The 24,121-nt window shown below is 40.8% G+C and carries 29 protein-coding genes; 28 read left to right on the forward strand and 1 reads right to left on the reverse strand.

The window, feature by feature from the left end:
• Window positions 1-125 precede the first annotated feature (125 nt).
• The 13 genes from OIT90_RS18810 (at window position 126) to rsmI (ending at window position 9,265) form a co-directional block, all read left to right on the forward strand.
• Window positions 126-317: a sigma factor G inhibitor Gin gene (locus OIT90_RS18810; protein ID WP_024425620.1), complete on the forward strand. Its 192-nt coding sequence runs from the start codon at window positions 126-128 to the stop codon at window positions 315-317.
• A 128-nt stretch (window positions 318-445) separates the two neighbouring features.
• Window positions 446-1,060: a 5-bromo-4-chloroindolyl phosphate hydrolysis family protein gene (locus tag OIT90_RS18815; protein ID WP_039175866.1), complete on the forward strand. Its 615-nt coding sequence runs from the start codon at window positions 446-448 to the stop codon at window positions 1,058-1,060.
• 18 nt (window positions 1,061-1,078) lie between these two features.
• Window positions 1,079-2,143 carry a toxic anion resistance protein gene (locus OIT90_RS18820; protein ID WP_151283928.1) on the forward strand — a complete coding sequence of 355 codons (1,065 nt, stop codon included), beginning with the start codon at window positions 1,079-1,081 and terminating at the stop codon, window positions 2,141-2,143.
• 75 nt (window positions 2,144-2,218) lie between these two features.
• A complete protein-coding gene (locus tag OIT90_RS18825) occupies window positions 2,219-3,628 on the forward strand; it encodes an aminotransferase class I/II-fold pyridoxal phosphate-dependent enzyme (RefSeq protein ID WP_126681988.1) in 1,410 nt (469 codons plus the stop codon).
• Entirely contained in the window at window positions 3,625-4,263 is a 639-nt protein-coding gene (tmk, locus tag OIT90_RS18830) for a dTMP kinase (RefSeq protein WP_064498585.1), read from the forward strand. Before OIT90_RS18825 ends, tmk begins: the two co-directional genes overlap by 4 nt.
• Window positions 4,264-4,342: 79 nt before the next feature.
• Window positions 4,343-4,672, forward strand: coding sequence for a cyclic-di-AMP receptor (locus tag OIT90_RS18835; RefSeq protein ID WP_024425625.1), 330 nt, complete (start codon window positions 4,343-4,345; stop codon window positions 4,670-4,672).
• A 12-nt stretch (window positions 4,673-4,684) separates the two neighbouring features.
• Window positions 4,685-5,125, forward strand: coding sequence for a YaaR family protein (locus tag OIT90_RS18840; RefSeq protein ID WP_039175878.1), 441 nt, complete (start codon window positions 4,685-4,687; stop codon window positions 5,123-5,125).
• Window positions 5,126-5,136: 11 nt separating this feature from the next.
• A complete protein-coding gene (gene holB, locus OIT90_RS18845) occupies window positions 5,137-6,126 on the forward strand; it encodes a DNA polymerase III subunit delta' (RefSeq protein WP_024427206.1) in 990 nt (329 codons plus the stop codon).
• Between the two features lie 2 nt (window positions 6,127-6,128).
• Window positions 6,129-6,956 carry a competence/sporulation regulator complex protein RicT gene (gene ricT / locus OIT90_RS18850; protein WP_024425628.1) on the forward strand — a complete coding sequence of 276 codons (828 nt, stop codon included), beginning with the start codon at window positions 6,129-6,131 and terminating at the stop codon, window positions 6,954-6,956.
• A 14-nt stretch (window positions 6,957-6,970) separates the two neighbouring features.
• Window positions 6,971-7,324 carry a DNA replication initiation control protein YabA gene (yabA, locus tag OIT90_RS18855; RefSeq protein WP_474892831.1) on the forward strand — a complete coding sequence of 118 codons (354 nt, stop codon included), beginning with the start codon at window positions 6,971-6,973 and terminating at the stop codon, window positions 7,322-7,324.
• A 55-nt stretch (window positions 7,325-7,379) separates the two neighbouring features.
• A complete protein-coding gene (locus tag OIT90_RS18860; RefSeq protein ID WP_024427205.1) occupies window positions 7,380-8,123 on the forward strand; it encodes a tRNA1(Val) (adenine(37)-N6)-methyltransferase in 744 nt (247 codons plus the stop codon).
• Entirely contained in the window at window positions 8,110-8,409 is a 300-nt protein-coding gene (locus OIT90_RS18865) for a GIY-YIG nuclease family protein (protein ID WP_059376749.1), read from the forward strand. Before OIT90_RS18860 ends, OIT90_RS18865 begins: the two co-directional genes overlap by 14 nt.
• The gene (rsmI, locus tag OIT90_RS18870) at window positions 8,384-9,265 is read left to right on the forward strand and encodes a 16S rRNA (cytidine(1402)-2'-O)-methyltransferase (RefSeq protein ID WP_058838216.1); all 882 of its coding nucleotides are present in this window, start codon (window positions 8,384-8,386) and stop codon (window positions 9,263-9,265) included. Before OIT90_RS18865 ends, rsmI begins: the two co-directional genes overlap by 26 nt.
• Before the next feature lie 45 nt (window positions 9,266-9,310).
• On the opposite strand, the gene OIT90_RS18875 is transcribed toward rsmI, so the two are convergent.
• Complete coding sequence (locus tag OIT90_RS18875) at window positions 9,311-9,601, reverse strand: AbrB/MazE/SpoVT family DNA-binding domain-containing protein (protein WP_087975202.1); 291 nt, start codon at window positions 9,599-9,601, stop codon at window positions 9,311-9,313.
• 520 nt (window positions 9,602-10,121) lie between these two features.
• Between OIT90_RS18875 and metG the strand changes: the two genes are divergently transcribed.
• The 15 genes from metG (at window position 10,122) to OIT90_RS18950 (ending at window position 24,002) form a co-directional block, all read left to right on the forward strand.
• Entirely contained in the window at window positions 10,122-12,122 is a 2,001-nt protein-coding gene (gene metG / locus OIT90_RS18880) for a methionine--tRNA ligase (protein ID WP_058838217.1), read from the forward strand.
• Window positions 12,123-12,203: 81 nt separating this feature from the next.
• Window positions 12,204-12,971, forward strand: a complete 768-nt coding sequence (locus OIT90_RS18885) for a TatD family hydrolase (RefSeq protein ID WP_058838218.1) — start codon at window positions 12,204-12,206, stop codon at window positions 12,969-12,971.
• Window positions 12,972-13,215: 244 nt separating this feature from the next.
• On the forward strand, window positions 13,216-14,418 hold the full coding sequence (locus OIT90_RS18890; RefSeq protein ID WP_039175900.1) for a G5 and 3D domain-containing protein: 1,203 nt from the start codon (window positions 13,216-13,218) through the stop codon (window positions 14,416-14,418).
• 161 nt (window positions 14,419-14,579) lie between these two features.
• Window positions 14,580-15,140, forward strand: a complete 561-nt coding sequence (gene rnmV, locus OIT90_RS18895) for a ribonuclease M5 (protein ID WP_017359323.1) — start codon at window positions 14,580-14,582, stop codon at window positions 15,138-15,140.
• The gene (gene rsmA / locus OIT90_RS18900; protein WP_039175905.1) at window positions 15,133-16,011 is read left to right on the forward strand and encodes a 16S rRNA (adenine(1518)-N(6)/adenine(1519)-N(6))-dimethyltransferase RsmA; all 879 of its coding nucleotides are present in this window, start codon (window positions 15,133-15,135) and stop codon (window positions 16,009-16,011) included. Before rnmV ends, rsmA begins: the two co-directional genes overlap by 8 nt.
• 134 nt (window positions 16,012-16,145) lie before the next feature.
• Complete coding sequence (gene yabG, locus OIT90_RS18905; protein WP_338593782.1) at window positions 16,146-17,030, forward strand: sporulation peptidase YabG; 885 nt, start codon at window positions 16,146-16,148, stop codon at window positions 17,028-17,030.
• A 213-nt stretch (window positions 17,031-17,243) separates the two neighbouring features.
• Window positions 17,244-17,501 (forward strand): biofilm formation stimulator Veg, encoded by a 258-nt coding sequence (gene veg / locus OIT90_RS18910; RefSeq protein ID WP_024425637.1) that lies wholly within the window; start codon window positions 17,244-17,246, stop codon window positions 17,499-17,501.
• Window positions 17,502-17,664: 163 nt separating this feature from the next.
• Complete coding sequence (locus OIT90_RS18915; protein ID WP_012008653.1) at window positions 17,665-17,850, forward strand: small, acid-soluble spore protein, alpha/beta type; 186 nt, start codon at window positions 17,665-17,667, stop codon at window positions 17,848-17,850.
• Between the two features lie 146 nt (window positions 17,851-17,996).
• The gene (ispE, locus tag OIT90_RS18920) at window positions 17,997-18,866 is read left to right on the forward strand and encodes a 4-(cytidine 5'-diphospho)-2-C-methyl-D-erythritol kinase (RefSeq protein WP_019743558.1); all 870 of its coding nucleotides are present in this window, start codon (window positions 17,997-17,999) and stop codon (window positions 18,864-18,866) included.
• A 55-nt stretch (window positions 18,867-18,921) separates the two neighbouring features.
• Window positions 18,922-19,755 carry a pur operon repressor gene (gene purR, locus OIT90_RS18925; protein ID WP_024425638.1) on the forward strand — a complete coding sequence of 278 codons (834 nt, stop codon included), beginning with the start codon at window positions 18,922-18,924 and terminating at the stop codon, window positions 19,753-19,755.
• Between the two features lie 38 nt (window positions 19,756-19,793).
• Window positions 19,794-20,171 (forward strand): 2-iminobutanoate/2-iminopropanoate deaminase, encoded by a 378-nt coding sequence (gene ridA / locus OIT90_RS18930; RefSeq protein ID WP_024425639.1) that lies wholly within the window; start codon window positions 19,794-19,796, stop codon window positions 20,169-20,171.
• A 224-nt stretch (window positions 20,172-20,395) separates the two neighbouring features.
• Window positions 20,396-20,692 carry a septation regulator SpoVG gene (gene spoVG / locus OIT90_RS18935; protein ID WP_008357439.1) on the forward strand — a complete coding sequence of 99 codons (297 nt, stop codon included), beginning with the start codon at window positions 20,396-20,398 and terminating at the stop codon, window positions 20,690-20,692.
• Between the two features lie 198 nt (window positions 20,693-20,890).
• Window positions 20,891-22,261 carry a bifunctional UDP-N-acetylglucosamine diphosphorylase/glucosamine-1-phosphate N-acetyltransferase GlmU gene (gene glmU, locus OIT90_RS18940; RefSeq protein WP_059376744.1) on the forward strand — a complete coding sequence of 457 codons (1,371 nt, stop codon included), beginning with the start codon at window positions 20,891-20,893 and terminating at the stop codon, window positions 22,259-22,261.
• A 22-nt stretch (window positions 22,262-22,283) separates the two neighbouring features.
• On the forward strand, window positions 22,284-23,237 hold the full coding sequence (locus tag OIT90_RS18945) for a ribose-phosphate diphosphokinase (RefSeq protein WP_024425641.1): 954 nt from the start codon (window positions 22,284-22,286) through the stop codon (window positions 23,235-23,237).
• Window positions 23,238-23,375: 138 nt separating this feature from the next.
• Window positions 23,376-24,002 carry a 50S ribosomal protein L25/general stress protein Ctc gene (locus OIT90_RS18950; RefSeq protein ID WP_039175914.1) on the forward strand — a complete coding sequence of 209 codons (627 nt, stop codon included), beginning with the start codon at window positions 23,376-23,378 and terminating at the stop codon, window positions 24,000-24,002.
• Window positions 24,003-24,121 lie beyond the last annotated feature (119 nt).

Raw genomic sequence — 24,121 nt, forward strand, 5'->3', positions numbered from 1 at the left:
AAGAAAAGGAACAAACACTCGATCTGACATGGATACATATACTAAACTACCATCTAAAACATTCTTAATTTTGTATACAATTGAAAGCGCTAGGGCATACTGAAGCTATAAGTGGAGGTGTCACAATGAGCAAAAAAGAGCGAGAAGCGATTTGTTTGATTTGTGAAGAGAAAAAAACAAAGGGAATTTATTTATATCATCAGTTTTTGTGCCGAGAATGTGAGCGAAAGTTAATTTCTACATCGACCTCGGATCCCAGCTATGCCGATTATGTTAGAAAGCTTAAAAATCTTCATACGCCGCCTTTGTATTCATAGACCATTAGATGGTCTTTTTTTATGAGCCATGAAGGATTGGGCCTGTTTTTTGGAACTTAGTTTGGACATCATCCGTAATTAATAATAAGATAAACAGAGAGCCTGATTATTCATAGGAGTCGATGAACATGAAATCAATTTTTTATACATTTATATGGGCCATCCTCTCTACTTTTTTTTCGCTTGTGATTTTAACCGTCAGTATTGGGGTTTTCCATCATCATGTTGGATTATCGATACTGTATGCGATGATAGGGTGGGGCGTGATGTTTGCAGGGAGCAGATGGGTTGCTTTCCAGTTGTTTTTAAAGAAACACGGACTGTCTCGTAGTGATTATGTATATATCAAACAGCATTTAAAAGAAGCAGGACAAAAGCTTGTACGTTTAAAGAAAGCTTTATTTGCTGTGAAAAACGTACAAACGATCAAACATAATTATGAAATTCTCAGACTTGCACGACGAATCTATACGATTACAAAAAAAGAGCCGAACCGGTTTTATGATGCACAGCGTTTTTATTTCGAAAGCTTGGATTCTGTTGTTGAACTAACTGAAAAATATGCACTATTGTATAATCAGCCTGATCGCAGTCATGAGCTGGAAATGACACTTAGCCAAACTCGAGTGACGCTGACAGAGCTGCAAAAGCAATTGACGAATGATTTGCAGCAAGTATTAGGAAGAGACATAGAAGCTCTTCATATTGAGCTTGAAGTGGCAGATAAAATGATAAAGAAATAATGAAAGGAGTCAAACGCAATGAAACCAGAAGATCACATCCGATCATCAACTGCTTCCACTACAGATCTTCAGTTTCGGGTGTTTGATACCTTATCTGATGAGGAGAAACAAGAAGCCATACAGCGTGCCGAGCAGATCCCTGACAATCCGCAAAAGCTGCTTTTCTATGGTACACGTGTTCAGGAACGATTATTGGAACAATCACAACAAATGATGAAATATGTTGAGAAAAAAGATATCGATCAAATAGGAGACGTGCTTGAGGCCTTTTTGCACCAGCTGCATATAGTAGAACCTGAGGATTTATTGCCAAAGAAGCAGGGCTTTTTTTTGAAGTTGTTTCAGCGGGAGAAGCGTTCTACTCAGGAAATCATATCGCGTTTTCAACATGCAAAATCACAGATCGAGAGATTATCAGCAAGACTTCGTTATGCAAAAGGCGGATTAATCTCGGATCATATGTTATTAGAGCGTTTATTTGAAGAAAATCAAACTTATTTCCAAGAGATGACGATGCAGGTTGCAGCAGTTGAAGCGAAAATGACAACTTTAGAAAAGCAGATCATATCAGAAACGCAGCATATTGGTAATCGGACTATAGAGGAGCAATTGATGAGTCAGGAATTCAATGCAGAAGAGTATATGGAGAGGTTGAAGGAACGGAAATATGATTTGCTGTTAAGCCGGCAAATTGCGTTGCAATGTAATGCCCAAATTCGAATGATCCAGCATACGAATCATACATTGGCCAATCACATTCAATCAACTGTTTCTGCATCCATTCCTCTATGGATCAACCAAATGTCGATTGCGTTAACGCATATTCAGCAGCGTGCCAATTCAGCTCTTCAGAATCGTATCCAAAAAACATACGAAAAGGTATCAAAGCAACAGGGAGAACTTCTTGAAGAAGCAGCTTTTGCACCTATAGATACGTTGAAAAAGGTTCAACGCCAATTAGCAGAAACCTTACAGGAAACGTTACAGGTGAAAGAGCATGGAAGCCAAGAGCGTGCTCAATTGAAAAACAGCATGTTTGAGGCAGAACAGCAGCTGACAAATCACCAGCCAATAAAGGAATGAGAATCCATCTTTCGGTTCCCTTGTATGAACGTTATAATAGACATAAGATATCGAAAGTGAAAAGGATCGATTTGTTTGAAAACACCTTTATATACAGCATTAGTACAACATGCGGAAAAGAAACCTTATTCTTTCCACGTTCCAGGACATCACAATGGAGATGTCTTTTTTGATGAGGCACGGACTTATTATGACTCAATTCTTCAGCTGGATGTAACAGAGCTTGAAGGATTAGATGATCTTCATCATCCAACTGGTGTGATTCAAGAGGCTGAACATTTATTGGCAAAGCTATATGGATCAGATCAAAGCTTTTTCCTTGTGAATGGGACAACTGTCGGAAATTTAGCGATGGTGATGACAGCCTGTCGTGCGGGAGATGAGATTTTTGTCCAGCGAAATTGTCATAAGTCTGTTTACCATGCGATTGAGCTTGCAGGAGCAATGCCTATTATGGTAGAAGCTGAGATAGATCAACATCTACATGTTCCAACACATGTGACAGATGAAACAGTCAAAAAAGCCATAGCCAAACATCCTAATTGCCGGGCGATCGTTTTGACTTATCCGAACTACTATGGTCATGCAGCTGATTTATCAAAACTGATTCACATGTGCCACGAAGCAGGCATGATCGTTTTGGTTGATGAGGCACATGGTGCACATTTTGTATTAGGCGGCGCTTTTCCTCCATCTGCTCTTTCCTATGGAGCTGACGTGGTGGTACAATCAGCACATAAAACCCTTCCAGCCATGACGATGGGTTCCTACCTTCATCTTCAGGGGGGACGAATGGATGCAAAACGTTTGAAAACATTCCTCACGATGCTTCAAAGCAGTTCTCCATCCTATCCAATTATGGCCTCATTAGATGTGGCAAGGGCCTATGTCGAGGAGATCAAGAAAAAAGAGATCCTGGATGGAATGATGAAAGGGCTGGCAGAGCTGAAAAATGAGTTCAACCGTATACCTCAGCTTGAAGTAGTCCAGTCTGAATTGCTTTTTAACGATCCATTAAAATGTGTGATTCGATCAACAAAAGGGCTGACGGGTTATGAACTAAAACGAGTGCTTGAATCAGTGGAGGTTCACCCAGAGCTTGCGGACGAACATCAGGTTTTACTTGTCTTTGGTTTAGAACAGAAGAAGGATATTCCTTTTAACCGAATAGAGCAGGCCCTTAATCAAAGCAATGCATTTCTCAAAGGAAAAGATCATATCCAAAGAGAGGCACTGGCTATTGAAAACAATGAGCATAGAGAGGATATAGAAGCCGTCCCATTTGAACATGCAGCAGGCCGGATTAGTGCAGAATCGGTTATTCCTTATCCACCGGGTATTCCTTTGATCGTTAAGGGAGAATGTATTGAAAGCGATCAAATCGCGGCTTTAAGCCGTTTGCTTGGACATCAGGTTCATGTTCAAGCGAGTCAGGTGATTCATCAGAGAAAATTATATGTTTATATAGAAGAGGAGACACTATGAGCGGTATGTTTATTACGTTTGAAGGGCCAGAGGGTGCCGGAAAAACGACAGTGATTCGAAAAGTGTATGAAGAAATGGAACGCCAAGGATATGAAGTGATGGCGACACGTGAGCCTGGCGGCATTGACATTGCAGAACAGATTCGTGAAGTCATTTTAAATGAAAAAAACACAAAAATGGACGCGAAAACAGAAGCTTTGCTATATGCAGCCGCAAGAAGGCAGCATTTGGCTGAGAAGGTAGAACCGGCATTAAAGCGCGGGCAGACAGTTTTATGTGATCGTTTTGTTGATAGCTCCCTTGCTTATCAAGGCTATGCGAGAGGGCTTGGGATTGAAGCAGTAAAATCAATTAACGATTTTGCTATTAATGGCACGATGCCGCAAATGACCATTTATTTTTCTATTACACCTGAGGAAGGGCTAAAGCGAATTGATGCCAACCAGGGAAGAGAAAAGAATAGATTAGACATGGAGACGCTGAATTTCCACCAGCTGGTCAGAGAAGGCTATGAACTGCTTATTGCACAATCACCAGAACGATTCCGTGTAGTGGATGCGTCTCAGCCGATGCAGGCTGTCTATGAAGAAGTCCTCCAATTAATTCAGGACACATTAAAGCAAAATCAAATATGACCTAATTCCCAATCGTTGTTATAATATAGAGGAAGACATCGGCATGTCATCTGTGCCTAAAATAAAGGAGGCCAATCAAATGAAATTAATTGTTGCCGTTGTACAGGACCAAGATAGCAGCAAGTTGTTGAAAATATTGACTGAACATCATTTCGGCGTGACAAAATTAGCTTCAACTGGTGGGTTTTTAAAGTCTGGGAATACGACTTTTATTATTGGTTGTGATGATGTCCGAGTGGATAAAGCATTACAGCTTATAAAAGAAAATTGCCGTAAACGTGATCAAATGATCGCGCCTGTATCCCCAATGGGTGGAAATGCAGATTCATACGTACCATACCCTGTTGAGGTTGAAGTTGGCGGAGCTACTGTTTTTATTCTGCCAGTTGAACAATTTCATCAATTTTAAGGATGGGTTGCTGTGAAAATTAATCAAGATATGCGACTGCGTCTAGAAAAGCGTGAACTTCAAGCATTGAAAGGAAACCAAACATCTGCTTCCTTTAAAGCTTCGATGGAGACGCAAAGCGGCAAACTGCGCTTAGAACAGCTGACGGTCATGCTCAGTGATATCGAAGTGTTCGGTAAAAAGCTAGCGAAGTCACGAAACCTAAAGGATTTGGCTAGGTTTAAAGGACTGGTGAAGCGTTTTGTGAAAGAGACAGTCGATAATGGATTAAATATAGAAACATCAAGGAGCTTTGACATTTATGGCAACACACGTACACTTGCTTTAGTCAAAGCCTTAGATGAGAAGCTGATTGAATTAACCGAGGAAATGATGGACCAAGAGAAACCATCTATTGATTTGCTTGAACGTATTGGAGAAATAAAAGGTTTATTGATTAACCTTTACACATAGAGAGTGATAACATGGCAATTAGCTGGGATGACATGAATGATTTGCAGCCGCGCGTCATGCGGCTGATTTTTAATAGTATTGAAAAAGACCGACTTGCGCATGCCTACTTATTTGAAGGGAAAAAAGGAACCGGTAAGCTGGATGCAGCGATGCTGTTGGCTAAGAGCTTTTTTTGTTTGGAATCAGGAGTGAAACCATGTGAATCCTGTCAAAACTGCAAAAGGATTGCATCAGGAAACCATCCCGATTTACATCTTGTGCAGCCCGATGGCCAATCAATTAAGAAGGCGCAAGTGCAGGCACTGCAGGAGGAATTTACAAAAGCGGGTGTAGAATCTCACCGGAAAATGTATATTATTCTTCATGCGGACAAAATGACGGTCAATGCCGCGAACAGTTTATTGAAGTTCCTAGAGGAGCCCAATCGGGAAACGATGGCGGTTTTAATCACTGAGCAATCGCATAAAATGCTGGATACGATTATTTCTAGATGTCAGATGCTCAGCTTTCAGCCGCTGCAGCCACAATCCTTGGAGCAGCAGCTTTTACAAGAAGGCGTATCTCAGCATCTCGCAAGGCTTTTGTCGAATTTAACCAATAATTTAGCAGAAGCACTCGAATTAAGTCGAAATGATCAGTTTGCAGAGTCTAGAGCGAAAGTGATAAAATTGTATGAAGTCTTACACCAGCGAAAAGAACATGCATTTTTTTATATACAGGATCAATGGATGCCTTTTTTCAAAGAGAAAGACCTTCAAGAAACAGGTCTGGATATGCTTTTATTTATATATCGTGATGTATTGTCGATTCAAATAGGAAATGAAGATAAAGTCATTTATCAAGACTTATTCCAGACAATGAAGCAGCATGCGCTGCATTCCACACAGCAGATGGTGACCAGCCAGATCCTTGCTGTATTAGAAGCGAAAAAGAGACTTCAATCCAACGTGAATGCCCAAGGGCTGATGGAGCAATTGGTGTTGATGTTGCAGGAGGGATAAGCTTGTACAACGTAATTGGTGTTCGCTTTAAAAAAGCGGGCAAAATCTATTATTTCGATCCTAATGGATTTCATATAGAAAATGATAGTTGTGTCATTGTAGAAACAGTCAGAGGGGTTGAGTACGGACAAGTGGTCATCGCCAACAAAAAAGTAGATGAACACGATGTGGTTCTCCCTCTGCGTAAAGTCATTCGTGTAGCAGACGAACGAGACCGGCTCATCGTTGAGGAAAACAAAGAAGCAGCGATGACAGCCTTTGATACATGTCTTCAGAAGGTAAGTGAACATGGGCTGGAAATGAAACTGGTCGATGTTGAGTTTACATTTGACCGCAACAAGGTCATCTTCTACTTCACAGCAGATGGCAGAGTTGATTTCCGTGAGCTAGTGAAGGATCTTGCATCAATCTTCAAAACGAGAATTGAACTTCGCCAGATTGGTGTAAGAGACGAGGCAAAAATGCTTGGAGGCATTGGTCCTTGCGGGCGAATGCTCTGCTGTTCGACATTCTTAGGAGATTTTGAACCAGTGTCGATTAAGATGGCAAAGGATCAAAATCTATCGTTAAATCCTACAAAAATTTCAGGACTATGCGGCCGTTTGATGTGCTGCTTGAAATATGAGAATGATGAGTATGAAACAGCGAAGGAACAATTACCGGATATCGGCGAAACGATTCAGACGTCTAATGGCTCTGCAAAGGTAGTAGGGCTCAATATTTTAGAACGAATTTTGCAAGTTGAATTAACCGGGCAAGAAAAAGTGATAGAATATACATGGGAAGAATTATTACAAGAAGGCGTTGTATCTGCACAAACAACTGAGTAACGAGGTGTGCCACCTTGGATAAAAAGGAACTATTTGATACGGTAATTAATTTAGAAGAACAAATCGGTTCTCTTTATCGCCAGTTAGGTGATTTGAAAAATCATATCGGTGAAGTGATTGAAGAAAATCATCAGCTGCAGATGGAGAATCAGCACTTGCGTGAACGTCTGGATCAGTCAGATCAAGATAAATCGTCTGAGGCAGAGAATGATTCTGCCCAGAAGGCAAGTCATTCTGATATAGGAGAAGGTCATGATAACCTGGCCCGATTATATCAGGAGGGCTTCCATATTTGTAATGTACATTATGGGAGCATTCGTAAAGAGGGAGACTGTTTGTTCTGTCTGTCATTTTTAAATAAAAAATGAGAAAAGGCTTCCGCTGAATCGGAAGCCTTTTTCACAGGAAAAGAAAGGATACATCATGGTTTCGTTAAGAGAAGATGAACGTTTAGATTACCTGCTCGCCGAAGATATGAAGATTATTCAAAGTAAAACTGTGTTTGCCTTTTCATTGGACGCAGTGTTATTAGCTAAATTTGCTTATGTGCCAATCCAAAAAGGGGAAATCATTGACCTTTGTACCGGAAATGGCATTGTGCCATTGCTGCTTTCGACTCGATCTAAGGCCTCGATTACGGGTGTTGAAATTCAAGAACGGTTGTTTGATATGGCCAAAAGAAGTGTGGAGTATAATCAACTTGCGCACCAGATCGAATTGATTCATGGTGACTTGAATGATATGCCGGAACGCTACGGCAACCATAAAGTTGATGTGATTACATGTAACCCGCCATATTTTAAAACACCTTCTAAGGATGAAATCAATGAAAATGAATACTTGGCGATTGCCCGGCATGAAATTCATTGTACATTAGAAGATGTCATTCGTGTTTCTTCCACGCTGCTAAAGCAAGGGGGGAAACTGGCGATGGTTCATCGACCAGGACGGCTGCTTGAGATTGTGGAATTAATGAAGAAATACCGAATTGAGCCGAAACGAATTCAATTTGTTTATCCCAAACAAGGGAAAGAAGCCAATACCATCTTGGTAGAGGGCATAAAAGATGGAAAACCAGATCTGAAAATTCTCCCGCCTCTTTTTGTTTATGGGGAAGATCAGGAGTATACAGATGAAATCAGGACGATACTGTATGGAGAAGCATAATCATTACTTCTATGTATTAAAATGTGTAGATGGCAGCCTGTATGCAGGTTATACAAATGATTTACAAAAAAGATTGATGACCCACAATAGTGGAAAAGGAGCAAAGTATACAAGAGCGAGACGGCCGGTTGAGCTTTTTTATCATGAATGTTTTGCAACCAAAAGAGAAGCCATGCAGCAAGAATATCGTTTCAAAACGTGGACACGGAAAAAGAAAGACATGTATATAGAAGAAATGCGAATGGAAAAGGAGGCGGCACATGAAAAAGACACAGAAAAGCTTTGATGGTCAATCTGACATGGGCATTCTTTATCTCGTCCCAACCCCGATTGGAAATCTAGAAGATATGACGTTCCGAGCGATACAAACGTTAAAAGATGTAGACTATATTGCCGCAGAAGATACAAGGCAAACGAAAAAGCTTTGTCATGTATACGAAATTGATACACCCTTAACGAGTTATCATGAGCATAACAAAGACAGCAGCGGCCACAAGTTAATCGAATGGCTAAAAGAAGGGAAAAGTATCGCGCTCGTGAGTGATGCTGGATTACCGACGATTTCAGATCCAGGGGCTGAAGTGGTACGAGATTTTACTAGCATCGGAGGCTATGTCATTCCGTTACCTGGCGCAAATGCTGCACTAACGGCACTCATTGCATCAGGAATCGCGCCTCAGCCATTTTTCTTTTATGGTTTTCTCGACCGTCAAAAAAAAGAAAAGAAAAAGCAGCTTGAAGCCTTGAAGAAACGCCAAGAAACGATCATTTTCTATGAAGCGCCCCATCGGTTAAAAGAAACGCTGACTTTGATGAAGGAAGTGTGGGGAAATCGGAACATCGCCATTACGAGAGAACTAACGAAAAAATTCGAAGAGTTTATTCGTGGGGATTTAGAATCCGTGCTGACATGGGCAGCGGAGAATCAAATTCGAGGTGAGTTCTGTCTTGTAGTGCAAGGAAATGATCAAGCTGAAGAAGAGCTGAATGAAGAAGCATGGTGGACGTCCTTATCTGAAAAAGAACATGTGATTCATTACATAGAGGAAGGATTAACGTCGAAGGAAGCCATTAAACGTACAGCTGTCGAACGTGGTGTGCCAAAGCGCACGATATACGATGCCTATCATATTGAACAATAAAGAAAGGTTCTTGCAAACGGTGCAAGAACCTTTTTTATATGAAACTTATTTTTGTGATTGAAGTTGGTTTTGGATTTCGTTAATGATTTGCTCTGCACCTTCACGGCTAAGAACTAATTTACCATTAGCAAGTTTAAGGTTATCGTCTGATACTTCACCTGTTACTTGGCAAGTCATGTTTGGTTTATATTTTTTTAGGATAATTTTTTCATCATCAACATAAATTTCCAAAGCGTCTTTTTCAGCGATTCCTAGCGTACGGCGAAGTTCGATTGGAATCACCACGCGTCCTAATTCGTCAACTTTACGTACAATACCTGTAGATTTCATCTTCATTCTCCTCCCAAAAAGTTCTTATTACTAAAATAATATTATCTTCGTCATTATTCGACAAATTCCTTACATTCCTAGCATAACAAGGTTTCCATAAATCGTCAATCATTTTGTTTACTATTGTTTGTAAAATATGACTCTTAAAGTCAAAAGACCTTGAAACTACTGATGTATAAGGATTTTGTAGGCTTTTTCTATGAAAATATAAGAAATGACGAGTTCAGATTAACAAGACTTTTGCCCTAATTTAGCCAATTGTAAATCTGGAAATAGATTTCATACGACAATATTCGACAAAATGTCGACGGGTTTGTCGTTTTTTTCGAAAAACTCATCTTTTTCGATCATTTCATCTCGTTCTATGTATATATGCTTGATCTTAAAGGCTAAGATGGTATCATAGAGAAAGCACAAGTGCAAAATTAAATGAATTGATCTGACACATTTTCATGTAATGATGATAACCGCTCTCGTCCATTGGGCGGGAGTTTTTGACATTTACACACACGCAGGAGGTTCCGACATGCCAGAAAAGAAAAAAACGTTTTATCTGACAACACCTATTTACTATCCGAGCGGAAAATTACATATTGGACATGCTTATACGACAGTAGCAGGAGATGCTATGGCTCGTTATAAACGTCTTCAAGGCTATGATGTGATGTATTTAACGGGTACAGATGAGCACGGACAAAAAATTCAGCAAAAAGCTGAAGAACAAAATATCACACCAATCGAGTATTTAGATCCAGTCGTTGAAGACATTAAATCATTATGGAAGAAACTCGACATTTCGAATGATGACTTCATCCGTACAACAGAAAAAAGACATACGAAAATCATCGAGCAGGTATTCCAAAAACTTCTTGATCAAGGCGATATTTATTTAGATCAATATGAGGGCTGGTACAGTATTCCTGATGAGACATTCTATACGGAAACACAGCTTGTTGATGTTGAGCGTAATGAGAAAGGGGAAGTCATTGGCGGGAAAAGTCCTGACAGCGGACACCCTGTTGAATTAATTAAAGAGGAATCATATTTCTTCCGTATGAGTAAGTATGCGGATCGTTTGCTCGATTATTACGAAAAGAATCCATCGTTTATTCAGCCTGAATCAAGAAAGAATGAAATGATTAATAACTTCATTAAACCAGGTTTAGAGGATTTAGCCGTATCAAGAACAACCTTTGATTGGGGAATTAAAGTTCCTAACAATCCAAAACACGTCATTTATGTATGGATTGATGCGTTATTCAACTATTTAACTGCGATTGGCTATGGAACAGATCAAGATGAGAAATATAAAAAATATTGGCCTGCCAACGTACATCTCGTAGGAAAAGAAATTGTACGCTTCCATACGATTTATTGGCCGATTATGTTGATGGCATTAGATCTGCCTCTACCGAAGCAAATTTTCGCACACGGCTGGCTGCTCATGAAAGATGGCAAAATGTCTAAATCAAAAGGGAATGTGGTAGATCCGGTCACATTAATTGATCGCTATGGCCTCGATGCCCTCCGTTATTATCTGCTTCGCGAAGTACCATTTGGTGCGGATGGTGTGTTTACACCAGAAGGATTCGTGGAACGTGTAAACTATGACCTTGCCAATGATTTAGGTAACTTGCTTAATCGTACAGTTGCGATGGTCCAAAAATATTTTGACGGCACTTTAAGCAGCTATAAGGGCCCTGTTAATGAGTTTGATGAAGAGCTGAAAGCAGTCGCTGAGCAAACCGTCAAAGCCTATGAAGAGGCGATGGAAAACCTTGAATTCTCTGTGGCTCTTTCAAATGTTTGGACATTAATCAGCAGAACCAATAAATATATTGATCAAACAGCTCCATGGGTGCTGGCAAAGGATGAAACAAAACGAAAAGAATTGCATTCTGTTATGTATCATTTAGCAGAATCACTTCGAATCACAGCAGTCCTCTTAACGCCGTTCCTAACGAAAACACCTGAGAAAATCTTCTTCCAGCTTGGAATTGAAGAAGAGAAGCTCAAAAGCTGGGATAGTATCCTATCATTTGGTGCAATTCAACATGCGACGGTACAAAAAGGCGAGCCTTTGTTCCCGCGTTTAGAGGTTGAAGAAGAAGTAGCCTACATTAAAGAAAAAATGCAGGGAAGTACACCTAAGGTAGAAGAAGAGAAAGTGGAAATCGAAGAAACGGAATTACCTGAGCTGGAAGCTGAAATTGCATTTGATGATTTCTCGAAAGTCGATCTTCGAGTCGCACAGGTTTTGGAAGCAGCCCCAGTGAAAAAAGCGGATCGTCTTTTAAAGCTTCAGCTTGATTTTGGATTTGAAAAAAGACAAATCGTCTCAGGGATTGCCAAACACTATCAACCAGAAGAATTAGTAGGGAAAAAGCTCGTTTGCGTAGCGAATCTTACACCAGTTAAACTCAGAGGGGAAATTTCCCAGGGAATGATTTTAACTGGGGAAACAGGCGGGAAATTGCAGGTTCTTGAAGTAGATCAATCTCTAGCAAATGGAACAAAAATTTTATAAATCAACAAAGGTGTTCCACGTGTAACATTTCGTCGAACACCTTTTGTTTTTTAGGAGAATTGTCGAAAGGAGCAATCAACAATGTTATTTGATACACATGCCCACTTGAATGCAGAACAATATAAGGAAGACTTAGAGCAGGTGATCGAAAGAGCGAAAAGCGAAAAAGTTGAGAAAATCGTGGTGGTGGGGTTTGACCGTCCGACAATTACGAGAGCGATGGAATTAATTGAAGAGTATGATTTCATATATGCAGCTATTGGCTGGCATCCAGTCGATGCTATTGATATGACAGATGAGGATTTGGCTTGGATTAAAGATTTATCTCAACACGAAAAAGTGGTTGCGATTGGAGAAATGGGTCTGGATTACTATTGGGACAAGTCACCAAAAGATGTACAAAAGGAAGTCTTTAGACGCCAAATTGCTCTTGCGAAGGAAGTGAATCTTCCAATCGTTATTCATAACCGTGACGCAACGGAAGATGTCGTGACGATTTTAAAGGAAGAGGGAGCAGCTGAGGTCGGAGGTATTATGCACTGCTTTACGGGCAGCTTAGAAACTGCAAAAGCGTGTATGGATATGAATTTTTACATCTCATTCGGTGGACCCGTGACATTTAAAAATGCCAAAAAGCCAAAGGAAGTTGTAAAAGAGATACCAAGTGACCGGCTTTTGATTGAAACAGACTGCCCATACTTAACGCCAGTGCCATTTAGGGGGAAACGTAACGAGCCAAGTTATGTCAAATATATCGCAGAACAGATTGCGGAGCTGAGAGAAATCAGCTTTGAAGAGCTTGCCGAATTGACAACAAAAAATGCAAAAAAAGTTTTCCGTATAAACTGACAGTATATGATGTCAATCCTTGTTTAAGCTTGTCCAATTGTGAAACATAACGAAAAAGTTCTACACGTTTGCGCCTCCTCATAGGATAAGTTGTCGATAAGTCTTTCTTCCCTTCTTTCCATAAATCTCCCATAATAGGTTTACAATCGAGCATTTTTGTACAGTGGGTGGAAGGGTTGACAGGTTTTGAGATACTCTATATAATCTCTCCGAGGAGAAGGAGGCGTTTTTCATCGTACAAAAAATGAAAAATCTGTTTTCTGTTAAGCTAGGAAAAGGCAAGGTTTTATTACTAGTTGTTTGCTTGCTTTTAGCTGGAACTGGGACGGCTTACGGTGCGCATGAGCTCACTAAGCAGTCTATTACCATTTCAATCAATGGTAAAGAGAAGACAATTCGTACACATGAAGAGACAGTAGCACAGCTGCTTTCAGACCTTGGCATAAGGACCAAGGCGGAGGATCATATCTCTCCAAGTCTAAATACAAAGATTCAAGACAATATGAACATTGTGTATGATGCGGCTATACCGGTTCATCTGACCCTAGATGGGAAAGAGAAAACGATATGGACAACAGATCAGACGGTTGGAGCATTATTGAAGAATGAGAAGATAGATATCGGGAAGCACGATCAAGTCACTCCAGGAAAGAATGACAAGTTAACAAAGGATATGAAGCTTGTGGTTCAGCAGGCCTTCCAGGTCAGCTTAAATGATGGAGGAAAAGATAAAAAAGTGTGGACCACTTCGACTACGGTCGCTGACTTTTTAAAGCAACAAGAGCTGAAGCTCAAGAAGCACGATAAGATCAAGCCTGCGTTACATAGTAACCTTTCTAAAAAGAGCGCAGATATAAAGATCACTCGGGTGGAAAAAGTCACCGATGTAGTGGAAGAGAAAATTGCTTTTGATACCAAACATAAAAAGGACCATTCTCTTGAAAAAGGGAAAGAGAAGGTACTTAAAAAAGGTGAAGAAGGTAAATTGAAGAAGCACTATGCCATTGTGAAAGAAAACGGCAAAGTGGTGTCTAAAGAATTGATTAAAGAAGTGACCGAAAAAGATAGTAAGGACCGTTTAGTGGCTATTGGTACACAAGTGACCAAAAAGGAGCCTACAGCGTCCCCTGTGGTTTCACGAAGCAATGAGTCTTCAGGAAAAGAATTTTATGTGGCGTCAACAGCCTATACAGCGAGCTGTGCTGGATGTACGGGTAGAACGTCTACAGGTTTTGATTTAAAAGCGAATCCGGGTGCAAAGGTCATAGCAGTTGATCCGAGTGTCATTCCGCTGGGCTCAAAAGTGTATGTGGAAGGCTATGGTTATGCCGTTGCATCAGACACTGGATCTGCTATAAAAGGGAATAAAATTGATGTGTTCGTCCCAAGTAAGTCGGCAGCTTATCAATGGGGAAATAAACGAGTGAAAATTAGAGTGCTCAAATAAACACATCAAATCATTTATATGAACAGAGGGCTTTGCGCACCCTCTGTTTTTTTGGTTATAATAGAAGCACTGTTTTCTAATTAATTAGACGCAAAAACAGCATGAAAGGTTTCGTTTTTTTAACCAAAAAATGTAGATTGTTTTTGCAAGCGGAGGAATACATGAAAATCAAAGAAATCATTGTGGTGGAGGGTCGTGATGACACTGCCAGAGTGAAGATGGCGGTTGATGCAGATACAATCGAAACAAACGGATCTGCCATTGGCGATACAGTCATACAACAAGTGCGTCTTGCTCAGGAGACGAGAGGGGTCATTATTTTAACAGATCCTGATTTTCCTGGTGAGAAGATCCGTAAAACCATCGCAGAGGCGGTTCCTGGCTGTAAGCACGCTTTTTTGCCAAAGCATCTTGCGAAGGCGAAGCGGGATAAAGGAATTGGTGTCGAGCATGCTTCCCTGGACAGTATTCGGGAATGTCTTGCCCATGTCCATGAAGAAATGGAAGAATCGGAAAGTGACATTACATTAGACGACTTATTTGACGCAGGCCTTATCGGAGGCGAAGCATCGAAACGCCGCCGCGAACGACTAGGAGTGCTTTTAAATATAGGATATACCAATGCGAAGCAGCTGCAAAAGCGCCTTCACATGTTCCAAATAACCAAACATGATTTTATTGCGGCCTTAAAGACCGTCATGCAGGAGGAAGCCGATGAATAAAGATATTGCGACACCCGTCAGAACGAAGGAAATACTGAAGAAGTACGGTTTCTCTTTTAAAAAGAGCTTAGGGCAGAACTTCTTAATTGATACAAATATTTTAGATCGCATTGTCGATCACGCAGAGGTTACAGATGAGACCGGCGTCATTGAAATTGGGCCTGGTATCGGCGCATTGACAGAGCAGCTCGCTAAACGTGCAAAGAAAGTCACCGCTTTTGAAATCGATCAGCGTTTATTGCCTATTTTAAACGATACGCTTTCTCCATATGATAATGTCACGATTATTCATCAAGATGTATTAAAGGCGGATGTGAGAAAGGTCATCGAAGAAAATTTTGCTGACTGTAAAGAAGTGATGGTCGTAGCCAACCTTCCGTATTACGTGACAACACCGATTATTATGAAATTGCTTGAAGAAAACCTTCCATTGAAAGGGATCGTGGTCATGCTGCAAAAAGAAGTAGCAGATCGTATGGCAGCTGTCCCTTCATCAAAGGAATACAATTCGTTGTCTATCGCAGTTCAATTTTATACGGAAGCAAAAACGGTGATGGTTGTGCCTAAAACGGTTTTTGTTCCACAGCCAAATGTTGATTCGGCTGTGATTAAGCTGACTGTTCGTGAAACGCCTGCTGTCTCAGTAGAAAATGATGCGTTTTTCTTTCAATTGATCCGAGCGAGCTTTGGCCAGCGCCGGAAAACATTGATGAATAATTTGATGAACAATTTTCCTGATGGAAAAAAACATAAAGCGATCATCGAGGAAGCTCTTCAAACAGCAGATATTGATGGAAAGCGCCGCGGAGAATCATTATCCATTGAGGAATTTGCCAGATTGTCGAATGTTTTACAAAAAGCCCTATCGTAAGGGCTTTTTTCTTTTGTTCTTCACCACTTCAACTGTTCAGGCATAGGCTAGAAAGAACAGCACATATGAAAGATGAATATGTTTAGGGCAAGACGATACCAACAGGATATGAGCCTGATTGTGGAGTGAAAAGCATGCAATTTCAAATAGGAGATATGGTGACGAGGGCATCCTATCAAATGGATATTATGTTTCGAATCATTCGAATTGATGAGACAGATCAGCACGAAGCCACTGCCATATTGCATGGGAATGAAGTGAGGCTGATTGCTGATGCTAAGATGTCGGATCTCGTCTTGATTCAAAAAGAGGAGCAGCTGACAAGGGAGAAGGACGACGAACGGAAGATTAATGAATCGCTCGACTTACTAAGACAGGATTATCAGCTGCTGCGTGAAAAACAAGAGTATTATACTTCTGGACAATATCAGCATCAGGAGCAGTATTTTCACATGCCTGGAAAGGTCCTTCATTTAGATGGAGATGCTTCATACTTAAAGAAATGCTTAGATGTATATGAACGAATTGGTGTGCCTGTATACGGAGTGCATTGTCATGAGAAGAAAATGCCAAGCGTGATCGACTCGTTACTTGATCAATATCGGCCTGATATTTTGGTCATTACAGGGCATGATGCGTATTCCAAGCAAAAGGGTGGCGTAAATGATATTGGTGCTTATCGCCATTCTCGTCATTTCGTTGAAACGGTTCAAAAAGCAAGAAAGAAAACTCCTCATTTAGATCAGCTTGTGATCTTTGCGGGCGCCTGTCAATCTCATTTCGAATCATTGATCCAAGCAGGTGCCAATTTTGCAAGCTCACCTTCACGAGTGAACATCCATGCGCTCGACCCCGTCTATATCGTTGCGAAGATCAGCTTCACTCCATTTGTAGATCGAATCAATGTGTGGGATGTGCTTCGTAATACATTAACAAGAGAAAAAGGTCTCGGAGGCATCGAGACGAAGGGTGTTTTAAGGGTAGGTATGCCATATAAAAAAGACCATGAATCGACATAACCCGACTGATTTCAGTCTGGTTTTTTTTATGTGTAAAAAGAAATTTCAAATGGATACATAATTCACCGGAATTTGAGAAAAATAGGGAGGAGAAAAGGTAGAAGTTTGTCAAAATTATTTTGTTGACAATGGCTCGTGTTGGTTGATATAATTTAATTTTTATTTGACAAAAATGGGCCGTTGTTGTATAATTATCTCAGTGAGGTGGATGCAATGGCGAAGACTTTGTCCGACATCAAAAGATCGCTTGATGGTAACTTAGGTAAACGTTTGACGTTAAAGGCTAACGGAGGCCGCCGTAAAACAATTGAGCGTTCGGGCATTTTAGCTGAAACGTACCCTTCTGTATTTGTGATTCAATTAGATCAAGATGAGAATTCGTTTGAAAGAGTTTCTTACAGTTATGCAGATATACTGACTGAGACGGTCGAATTAACGTTCGATGATGCCGCTAGCTCAGTCGCCTATTAATGGGCAGTGAACTTTTTGTTTACTGCTTTTTGTTTTGCCTTTTTTTCTGAATGGGAGTCTGTCCATTTTTTGAAAGGGGTAAAAGAAAGGATTCGATACAAAATAAGAAAGCCACAAAAGCAGTGGCACTGATTCGAATTCTCGACTAAAGGGGCTGTTTCGTTTGGGTAGACGCCGAGGCATTATGTCAGATGAGTTTAAATACGAGCTGGCGAAGGATCTTGGATTTTATGATACCGTCAAAAATGGAGGCTGGGGAGAAATTCGTGCACGTGACGCAGGTAATATGGTTAAACGTGCCATCGAATTAGCTCAGCAGCACATGGCTCAGGATGAGAATCAACGATAGAAAAATGGTCAGGGATACCTCGGGTGTCTCTGGCTTTTTTTGTTGAAAAAGTCAGTGTGCTGGGCGTAAAAGCCAATATTCATCAGATCCATCAAATGTGATACAATATTGATACTTATGTTTAGATGGAGAAGTAGGTGAAATGTTTGCGTATTTTAGAAAAAGCACCGGCAAAAATTAATCTCTCACTTGATGTTCATGGAAAAAGACCGGATGGATATCACGAAGTGGAGATGGTGATGACAACAATAGACCTTGCAGATCGACTTGAGCTGACGGAGCTGGACAAAGATGAAATCCGTGTATCATCTCATAATCGATTTGTGCCAGATGATCAACGTAACTTGGCTTATCAGGCGGCTAAATTACTCAAAACAAGGTTCGGTATTCAAAAAGGAGTATCGATTGTCATCACAAAAGCAATTCCTGTGGCAGCAGGTTTAGCTGGAGGCAGCAGTGATGCTGCAGCAGCGCTTCGCGGTTTAAACCGTTTGTGGAAGTTGAATCTCACGTTAGATGAACTAGCTGAGCTTGGAGCGGAGATCGGCTCAGATGTGTCTTTTTGTGTACACGGAGGCACAGCACTAGCGACAGGACGTGGAGAAAAACTGAAGCATATCGCGACACCGCCGCATTGCTGGGTGATTTTAGCGAAGCCGGTGATTGGGGTATCTACAGCTGAAGTTTATAGACAATATGACGCAAGCAAAGTAGAACACCCAAATGTACAGCGTATGATTGAAGCCATTGAAGCGAAAGATTATAAAGAGATGTGCGGCTCACTCGGTAACGTTCTGGAGTCTGTGACATTAAAGATGTATCCGGAAGTAGATATGATCAAAAGACAGATGAAGCGTTTCGGTGCTGATGCTGTATTAATGAGTGGAAGCGGCCCAACTGTATTTGGCCTGATTCAATATGAATCGAAGGTACAAAGAATATATAACGGACTGAGAGGATTTTGTGATCAAGTATACGCTGTCCGCATGATCGGCGAACAAAATGCCCTTGATTAAATCCGTATATTAAGTTATATTATTCATAAATTATTCGGGTTCTGGGGGTAAGTTCATGAAGTTTCGTCGAAGCGGCAGATTGGTGGACTTAACAAATTATTTGTTAGCCCACCCGCACGTACTAGTACCTTTAACTTTTTTTGCAGAACGTTATCAATCTGCAAAGTCCTCCATTAGTGAAGACTTAACGATTATCAAACAGACCTTCGAACAGCAGGGAATCGGCACATTGCTTACTGTACCTGGCGCTGCTGGCGGAGTGAAATATATTCCAAAAATTCACCTAAAAGAAGCAGATGACGTAGTAAACGATATCGGAGAGGCATTATCAACTCCTGAACGTGTACTTCCTGGCGGTTATTTATATTTAACCGATGTTTTAGGCAATCCATCGATTCTTGCGAAAATCGGTAAGCTGTTTGCGACCATCTTTGCGGACCGTGCGATTGATGTCGTCATGACCGTTGCGACAAAGGGTATTCCAATTGCCTATTCTGTTGCGGGTTATTTAAATGTGCCTGTTGTGATCGTTAGAAAAGATAATAAGGTAACCGAAGGATCAACTGTCAGTATTAATTATGCGTCAGGTTCTTCTAACCGAATTCAAACCATGTCCCTTGCAAAGCGCAGCTTAGATAAAGGCTCCAATGTGTTGATCATTGATGATTTTATGAAAGCGGGCGGAACCATTAACGGCATGATGAATTTGCTTGAGGAATTTAATGCAAATGTTGCAGGGATCGGTGTTCTTTTAGAAGATGAAGGCGTAGATGAACGTCTTGTCGATGAATATGTCTCGTTGTTAAAGCTTTCAACTATTGATATGAAACAAAAAATCATTGAGATCAATGAAGGCAATTTCCACGAGTTTTTTCATTCGAAAGCGTAAGCTTTGATCAAACATGTATTTGAATGGGAGAGATTGATATGACAAAAGTTGTTCAAACCAAACATGCACCAGCAGCCATTGGACCTTACTCTCAAGGAATTATTGTCAATAACATGTTTTATAGCTCAGGGCAGATTCCATTAACCCCAGCTGGAGATTTTGTTAATGGAGATATTAAAGAACAAACACATCAAGTATTCCGTAATCTTGAGGCTGTTCTTGAAGCAGCAGGTGCTTCCTTTGAAACAGTCGTGAAAGCTACTGTTTTCATCAAAGATATGGAACAATTCGCTGAAGTGAATGAAGTGTACGGTGAGTATTTCCATACACATAAGCCAGCTCGTTCATGCGTGGAAGTGGCAAGACTTCCAAAAGATGCGCTTGTAGAAATAGAAGTAGTTGCACTAGTAAAATAAACAGGCACTCTCGATGAAAGCCGTTTGGTTTCATCATATGCAGGGAAAGACATCATCATGATGTCTTTTTTCATGCTAAGGATGTAAGCGCCGTCACGAATATGACAAATAATGTATAAATATCCCGATATTTCAAAAAAAGTTTAAAAAAAGAGCAGGAGAATCACCACGATCGTTGAATACCTAAGTAATGCTTTTATATTGGGAAAAGGTGGTGAACTACTGTGGAAGTTACTGACGTAAGATTACGCCGCGTGAATACCGATGGTCGCATGAGGGCGATTGCATCCATCACGCTGGACCACGAATTTGTTGTTCATGATATTCGTGTGATTGATGGAAACAATGGGTTGTTTGTTGCAATGCCTAGCAAACGCACGCCTGATGGAGAGTTTCGCGATATTGCACATCCAATTAATTCAAGCACTCGGGGTAAAATCCAAGATGCTGTATTAAATGAATATCATCGCTTAGGCGAAGAGGAAGAGACAATTGAATATGAAGAAGCTGGAGCTTCTTAATCATACTTAAACCTAAAAAGACGGCTTTAAGAGAAAATGAATGTTTTCTTTTAAATGCTGTCTTTTTTGCGTTCTTTCTCTTGTTTCTTAAGTCTTTCATCTGTTAGAAAATTATTGTACTTCCTTTTGTATCCTTGAAATCAGTCTTTATTTAGGATATATTTTTCTATGGATAATAGGGATATTGGAGGCCAATCAATGGATAAGCGGTTCGCAGTGATTTTAGCAGCGGGAAAAGGAACGAGAATGAAGTCGAAGCTATATAAAGTACTTCATCCAGTTTGCGGAAAGCCAATGGTCGAGCATGTGGCAGATGAAGCGTTAAAGCTTTCTTTAGCCAAGCTAGTGACGATTGTCGGTCATGGAGCAGAGGACGTCAAAGAGCAGCTTGGAAACAGAAGTGAGTATGCACTTCAAGAAGAACAGCTGGGAACAGCCCATGCCGTCAAACAAGCAAAGTCGTTCCTCGCGCAGGAAAAGGGAACAACCATTGTCATTTGTGGTGATACGCCATTATTGACAGCGGAAACAATGGAAGCCATGTTAAGCGAGCATCAAAAACATCAAGCGAAAGTCACTATTTTAACAGCACATGCGGATGATCCGACAGGCTATGGCCGAATTATTCGTGACGAAACAGGTGCTGTCGTAAAAATTGTGGAGCATAAAGATGCGAACGATGCAGAACGTCAAGTGAATGAAATTAATACAGGGACTTATTGCTTTTCAAATGAAGATCTCTTCCGTGTGATTGAGCAAGTGTCGAATGAAAATGCACAGGGTGAATACTACTTGCCAGACGTCATTGAAATTTTAAAAAATGAAGGGCAAACAGTTGCAGCTTATCAAACACCGCATTTTGAAGAAACACTTGGAGTTAATGACCGTATCGCTCTATCACAAGCAGAGCAATTCATGAAGCGACGTATTAATCATCAGCATATGAAGAATGGTGTGACCTTGATTGATCCTGAGAACACGTATATTTCGCCAGATGCTGTCATCGGTGAAGATACAGTTATTTATCCTGGGACGGTCATCAAAGGGAATGTAAAAATCGGTGCAGACGCCACTATCGGGCCAAACACTGAAATTGTTGACAGCATCATCGGAGATCGAACAGTCATTAAGCAATCTGTCGTCTGCGATAGTGAAGTTGGAGTTGATGTGACAATTGGACCGTTTGCTCATATTCGCCCGTTGTCGAAAATTGGCGATGAAGTGAAAATCGGGAATTTTGTCGAAATCAAGAAAACAGTTTTCGGAGACCGCAGCAAAGCATCTCATTTAAGCTACATTGGAGACGCAGAGGTCGGAACTGATGTAAATCTTGGCTGTGGTTCCATTACAGTCAACTATGATGGGAAAAACAAATTCTTAACGAAGATTGAAGACGGCGCCTTTATTGGCTGTAATTCAAATCTCGTTGCACCAGTCACTGTCGGAAAAGGGGCATATGTTGCAGCCGGTTCAACGGTTACAGAAGATGTACCGCAGGATGCATTGTCTATTGCTAGAGCAAGACAAGTCAATAAAGAAGATTATGTGAAAAATATTCATAAAAAATAATCCAAATACCCGGAGGTTTACCATGTCTAATCGTTATGCTGATGCGAATTTAAAGATTTTCTCTTTGAATTCAAACCCTGAACTTGCCAAAGAAATTGCCGATCGTATCGGAGTTGATGTAGGAAAGAGCTCTGTTAAACGCTTTAGTGACGGTGAAGTCCAAATCAATATTGAAGAAAGTATCCGCGGCTGTGATTGTTATGTTATTCAATCAACAAGTGCGCCAGTCAATGAGCATATTATGGAACTGCTCATTATGGTGGATGCGCTAAAACGCGCTTCTGCGAAAACTGTCAATATTGTGATCCCTTATTATGGATATGCACGTCAAGACCGTAAGGCAAAACCTCGTGAGCCTATCACTGCGAAGCTTTTTGCAAACTTGCTTGAAACAGCAGGTGCTACACGTGTGATTGCACTTGATCTTCATGCGCCGCAAATCCAAGGTTTCTTTGATATTCCAATCGATAACTTAATGGCTGTGCCAATCTTAACAAACTATTTCGAACAGAAGAACTTGAATGATATCGTTGTTGTGTCTCCTGACCACGGTGGTGTGACACGCGCGCGTAAAATGGCAGACCGTCTGAAAGCGCCAATCGCAATTATCGACAAACGCCGTCCGAAGCCAAACGTTGCTGAAGTCATGAACATTATTGGTAACATTGAAGGCAAAACGGCTATTCTGATCGATGATATCATTGATACAGCTGGTACCATTACACTTGCAGCAAATGCACTTGTGGAAAATGGAGCGGCTGAAGTCTATGCTTGCTGTACGCACCCAGTATTGTCTGGACCAGCAGTAGAACGCATCACAAACTCTAAAATTAAAGAATTAGTTGTGACAAACAGTATTCAATTAACTGATGACAAGAAAGTTGGAAAATTCATTCCGCTTTCAGTTGGGCCTTTGCTTGCAGAAGCCATCATCCGTGTACATGAAGAAGAATCTGTGAGCTACCTTTTCAGCTAATTTTATTATGGAAAAAGGCCCTAGGCATCAGCTTAGGGTCTTTTTGCTTTCATCAATCACGGGCAAACATGTTTAAAATGATTCGGTTATGGGTAATTATGAGAGTAGTGACAAAAAAGAAATAGGATGGTGCTGAATATGGCAACTTTAAAAGCAAATAAAAGAACTGATTTCAAACGTTCCACACTGCAAAAAATCCGTCATTCAGGACACGTTCCTGGTGTCATATACGGAAAAAATACAGACAGCCTGGCTGTTTCATTAGACAGCATCGATTTATTAAAAACCTTACGTGATGAAGGGAAGAATACAATCATTACCTTAGACGTGGGTGGTGAAACGAAATCTGTGATGGTGACAGAGTTACAAACAGACCCGCTGAAAAACGAACTTGTCCATGCTGATTTCCAAGTCGTTGACTTACAGCGTGAAATTGACGCGGATGTACCAGTGCAGCTGATTGGCGAGTCTAAAGGGGTAAAAGATGGCGGTGTGCTTCAGCAGCCACTATTTGAACTATCTGTTACAGCGAAACCAAAAGATATCCCGCAGAATATTGAAGCTGATATTACAAACTTAGAAGTCAATGATGTCTTAACAGTTGCTGATCTGCCTGTTCAGTCATCTTATCAAATCAATAACGATCCAGAAGAAGTCGTTGCATCCATTCTGCCGCCTCAGCAATCAGAGGTTCCTGAGCCAGATAGCGAAGAGGAGCCGCAAGAGCCTGAGGCTATTAAAGAAAAGGATGACGATGGAGAATAACTGGTCATTTAGAGACGTAACCCTCCCGCGGTTGCGTCTTTTGTGCTAGAATGAAAAGAATTCATACGTTTTACATGAGGCAATCTGATTGGCTCATTTTTTAGGCGTGTGCTGTGTGA

This window comes from Bacillus sp. ABR (genome assembly GCF_056172715.1).

Coding starts and splice junctions, on each gene's coding strand:
- OIT90_RS18810 (WP_024425620.1), top strand. CDS start 126: ATGAGCAAAAAAGAGCGAGAAGCGATTTGTTTGATTTGTGAAGAGAAA.
- OIT90_RS18815 (WP_039175866.1), top strand. CDS start 446: ATGAAATCAATTTTTTATACATTTATATGGGCCATCCTCTCTACTTTT.
- OIT90_RS18820 (WP_151283928.1), top strand. CDS start 1,079: ATGAAACCAGAAGATCACATCCGATCATCAACTGCTTCCACTACAGAT.
- tmk (WP_064498585.1), top strand. CDS start 3,625: ATGAGCGGTATGTTTATTACGTTTGAAGGGCCAGAGGGTGCCGGAAAA.
- OIT90_RS18835 (WP_024425625.1), top strand. CDS start 4,343: ATGAAATTAATTGTTGCCGTTGTACAGGACCAAGATAGCAGCAAGTTG.
- holB (WP_024427206.1), top strand. CDS start 5,137: ATGGCAATTAGCTGGGATGACATGAATGATTTGCAGCCGCGCGTCATG.
- OIT90_RS18860 (WP_024427205.1), top strand. CDS start 7,380: ATGGTTTCGTTAAGAGAAGATGAACGTTTAGATTACCTGCTCGCCGAA.
- OIT90_RS18865 (WP_059376749.1), top strand. CDS start 8,110: ATGGAGAAGCATAATCATTACTTCTATGTATTAAAATGTGTAGATGGC.
- rsmI (WP_058838216.1), top strand. CDS start 8,384: ATGAAAAAGACACAGAAAAGCTTTGATGGTCAATCTGACATGGGCATT.
- OIT90_RS18875 (WP_087975202.1), bottom strand. CDS start 9,601: ATGAAGATGAAATCTACAGGTATTGTACGTAAAGTTGACGAATTAGGA.
- metG (WP_058838217.1), top strand. CDS start 10,122: ATGCCAGAAAAGAAAAAAACGTTTTATCTGACAACACCTATTTACTAT.
- OIT90_RS18885 (WP_058838218.1), top strand. CDS start 12,204: ATGTTATTTGATACACATGCCCACTTGAATGCAGAACAATATAAGGAA.
- OIT90_RS18890 (WP_039175900.1), top strand. CDS start 13,216: ATGAAAAATCTGTTTTCTGTTAAGCTAGGAAAAGGCAAGGTTTTATTA.
- rnmV (WP_017359323.1), top strand. CDS start 14,580: ATGAAAATCAAAGAAATCATTGTGGTGGAGGGTCGTGATGACACTGCC.
- rsmA (WP_039175905.1), top strand. CDS start 15,133: ATGAATAAAGATATTGCGACACCCGTCAGAACGAAGGAAATACTGAAG.
- yabG (WP_338593782.1), top strand. CDS start 16,146: ATGCAATTTCAAATAGGAGATATGGTGACGAGGGCATCCTATCAAATG.
- veg (WP_024425637.1), top strand. CDS start 17,244: ATGGCGAAGACTTTGTCCGACATCAAAAGATCGCTTGATGGTAACTTA.
- purR (WP_024425638.1), top strand. CDS start 18,922: ATGAAGTTTCGTCGAAGCGGCAGATTGGTGGACTTAACAAATTATTTG.
- ridA (WP_024425639.1), top strand. CDS start 19,794: ATGACAAAAGTTGTTCAAACCAAACATGCACCAGCAGCCATTGGACCT.
- glmU (WP_059376744.1), top strand. CDS start 20,891: ATGGATAAGCGGTTCGCAGTGATTTTAGCAGCGGGAAAAGGAACGAGA.
- OIT90_RS18945 (WP_024425641.1), top strand. CDS start 22,284: ATGTCTAATCGTTATGCTGATGCGAATTTAAAGATTTTCTCTTTGAAT.
- OIT90_RS18950 (WP_039175914.1), top strand. CDS start 23,376: ATGGCAACTTTAAAAGCAAATAAAAGAACTGATTTCAAACGTTCCACA.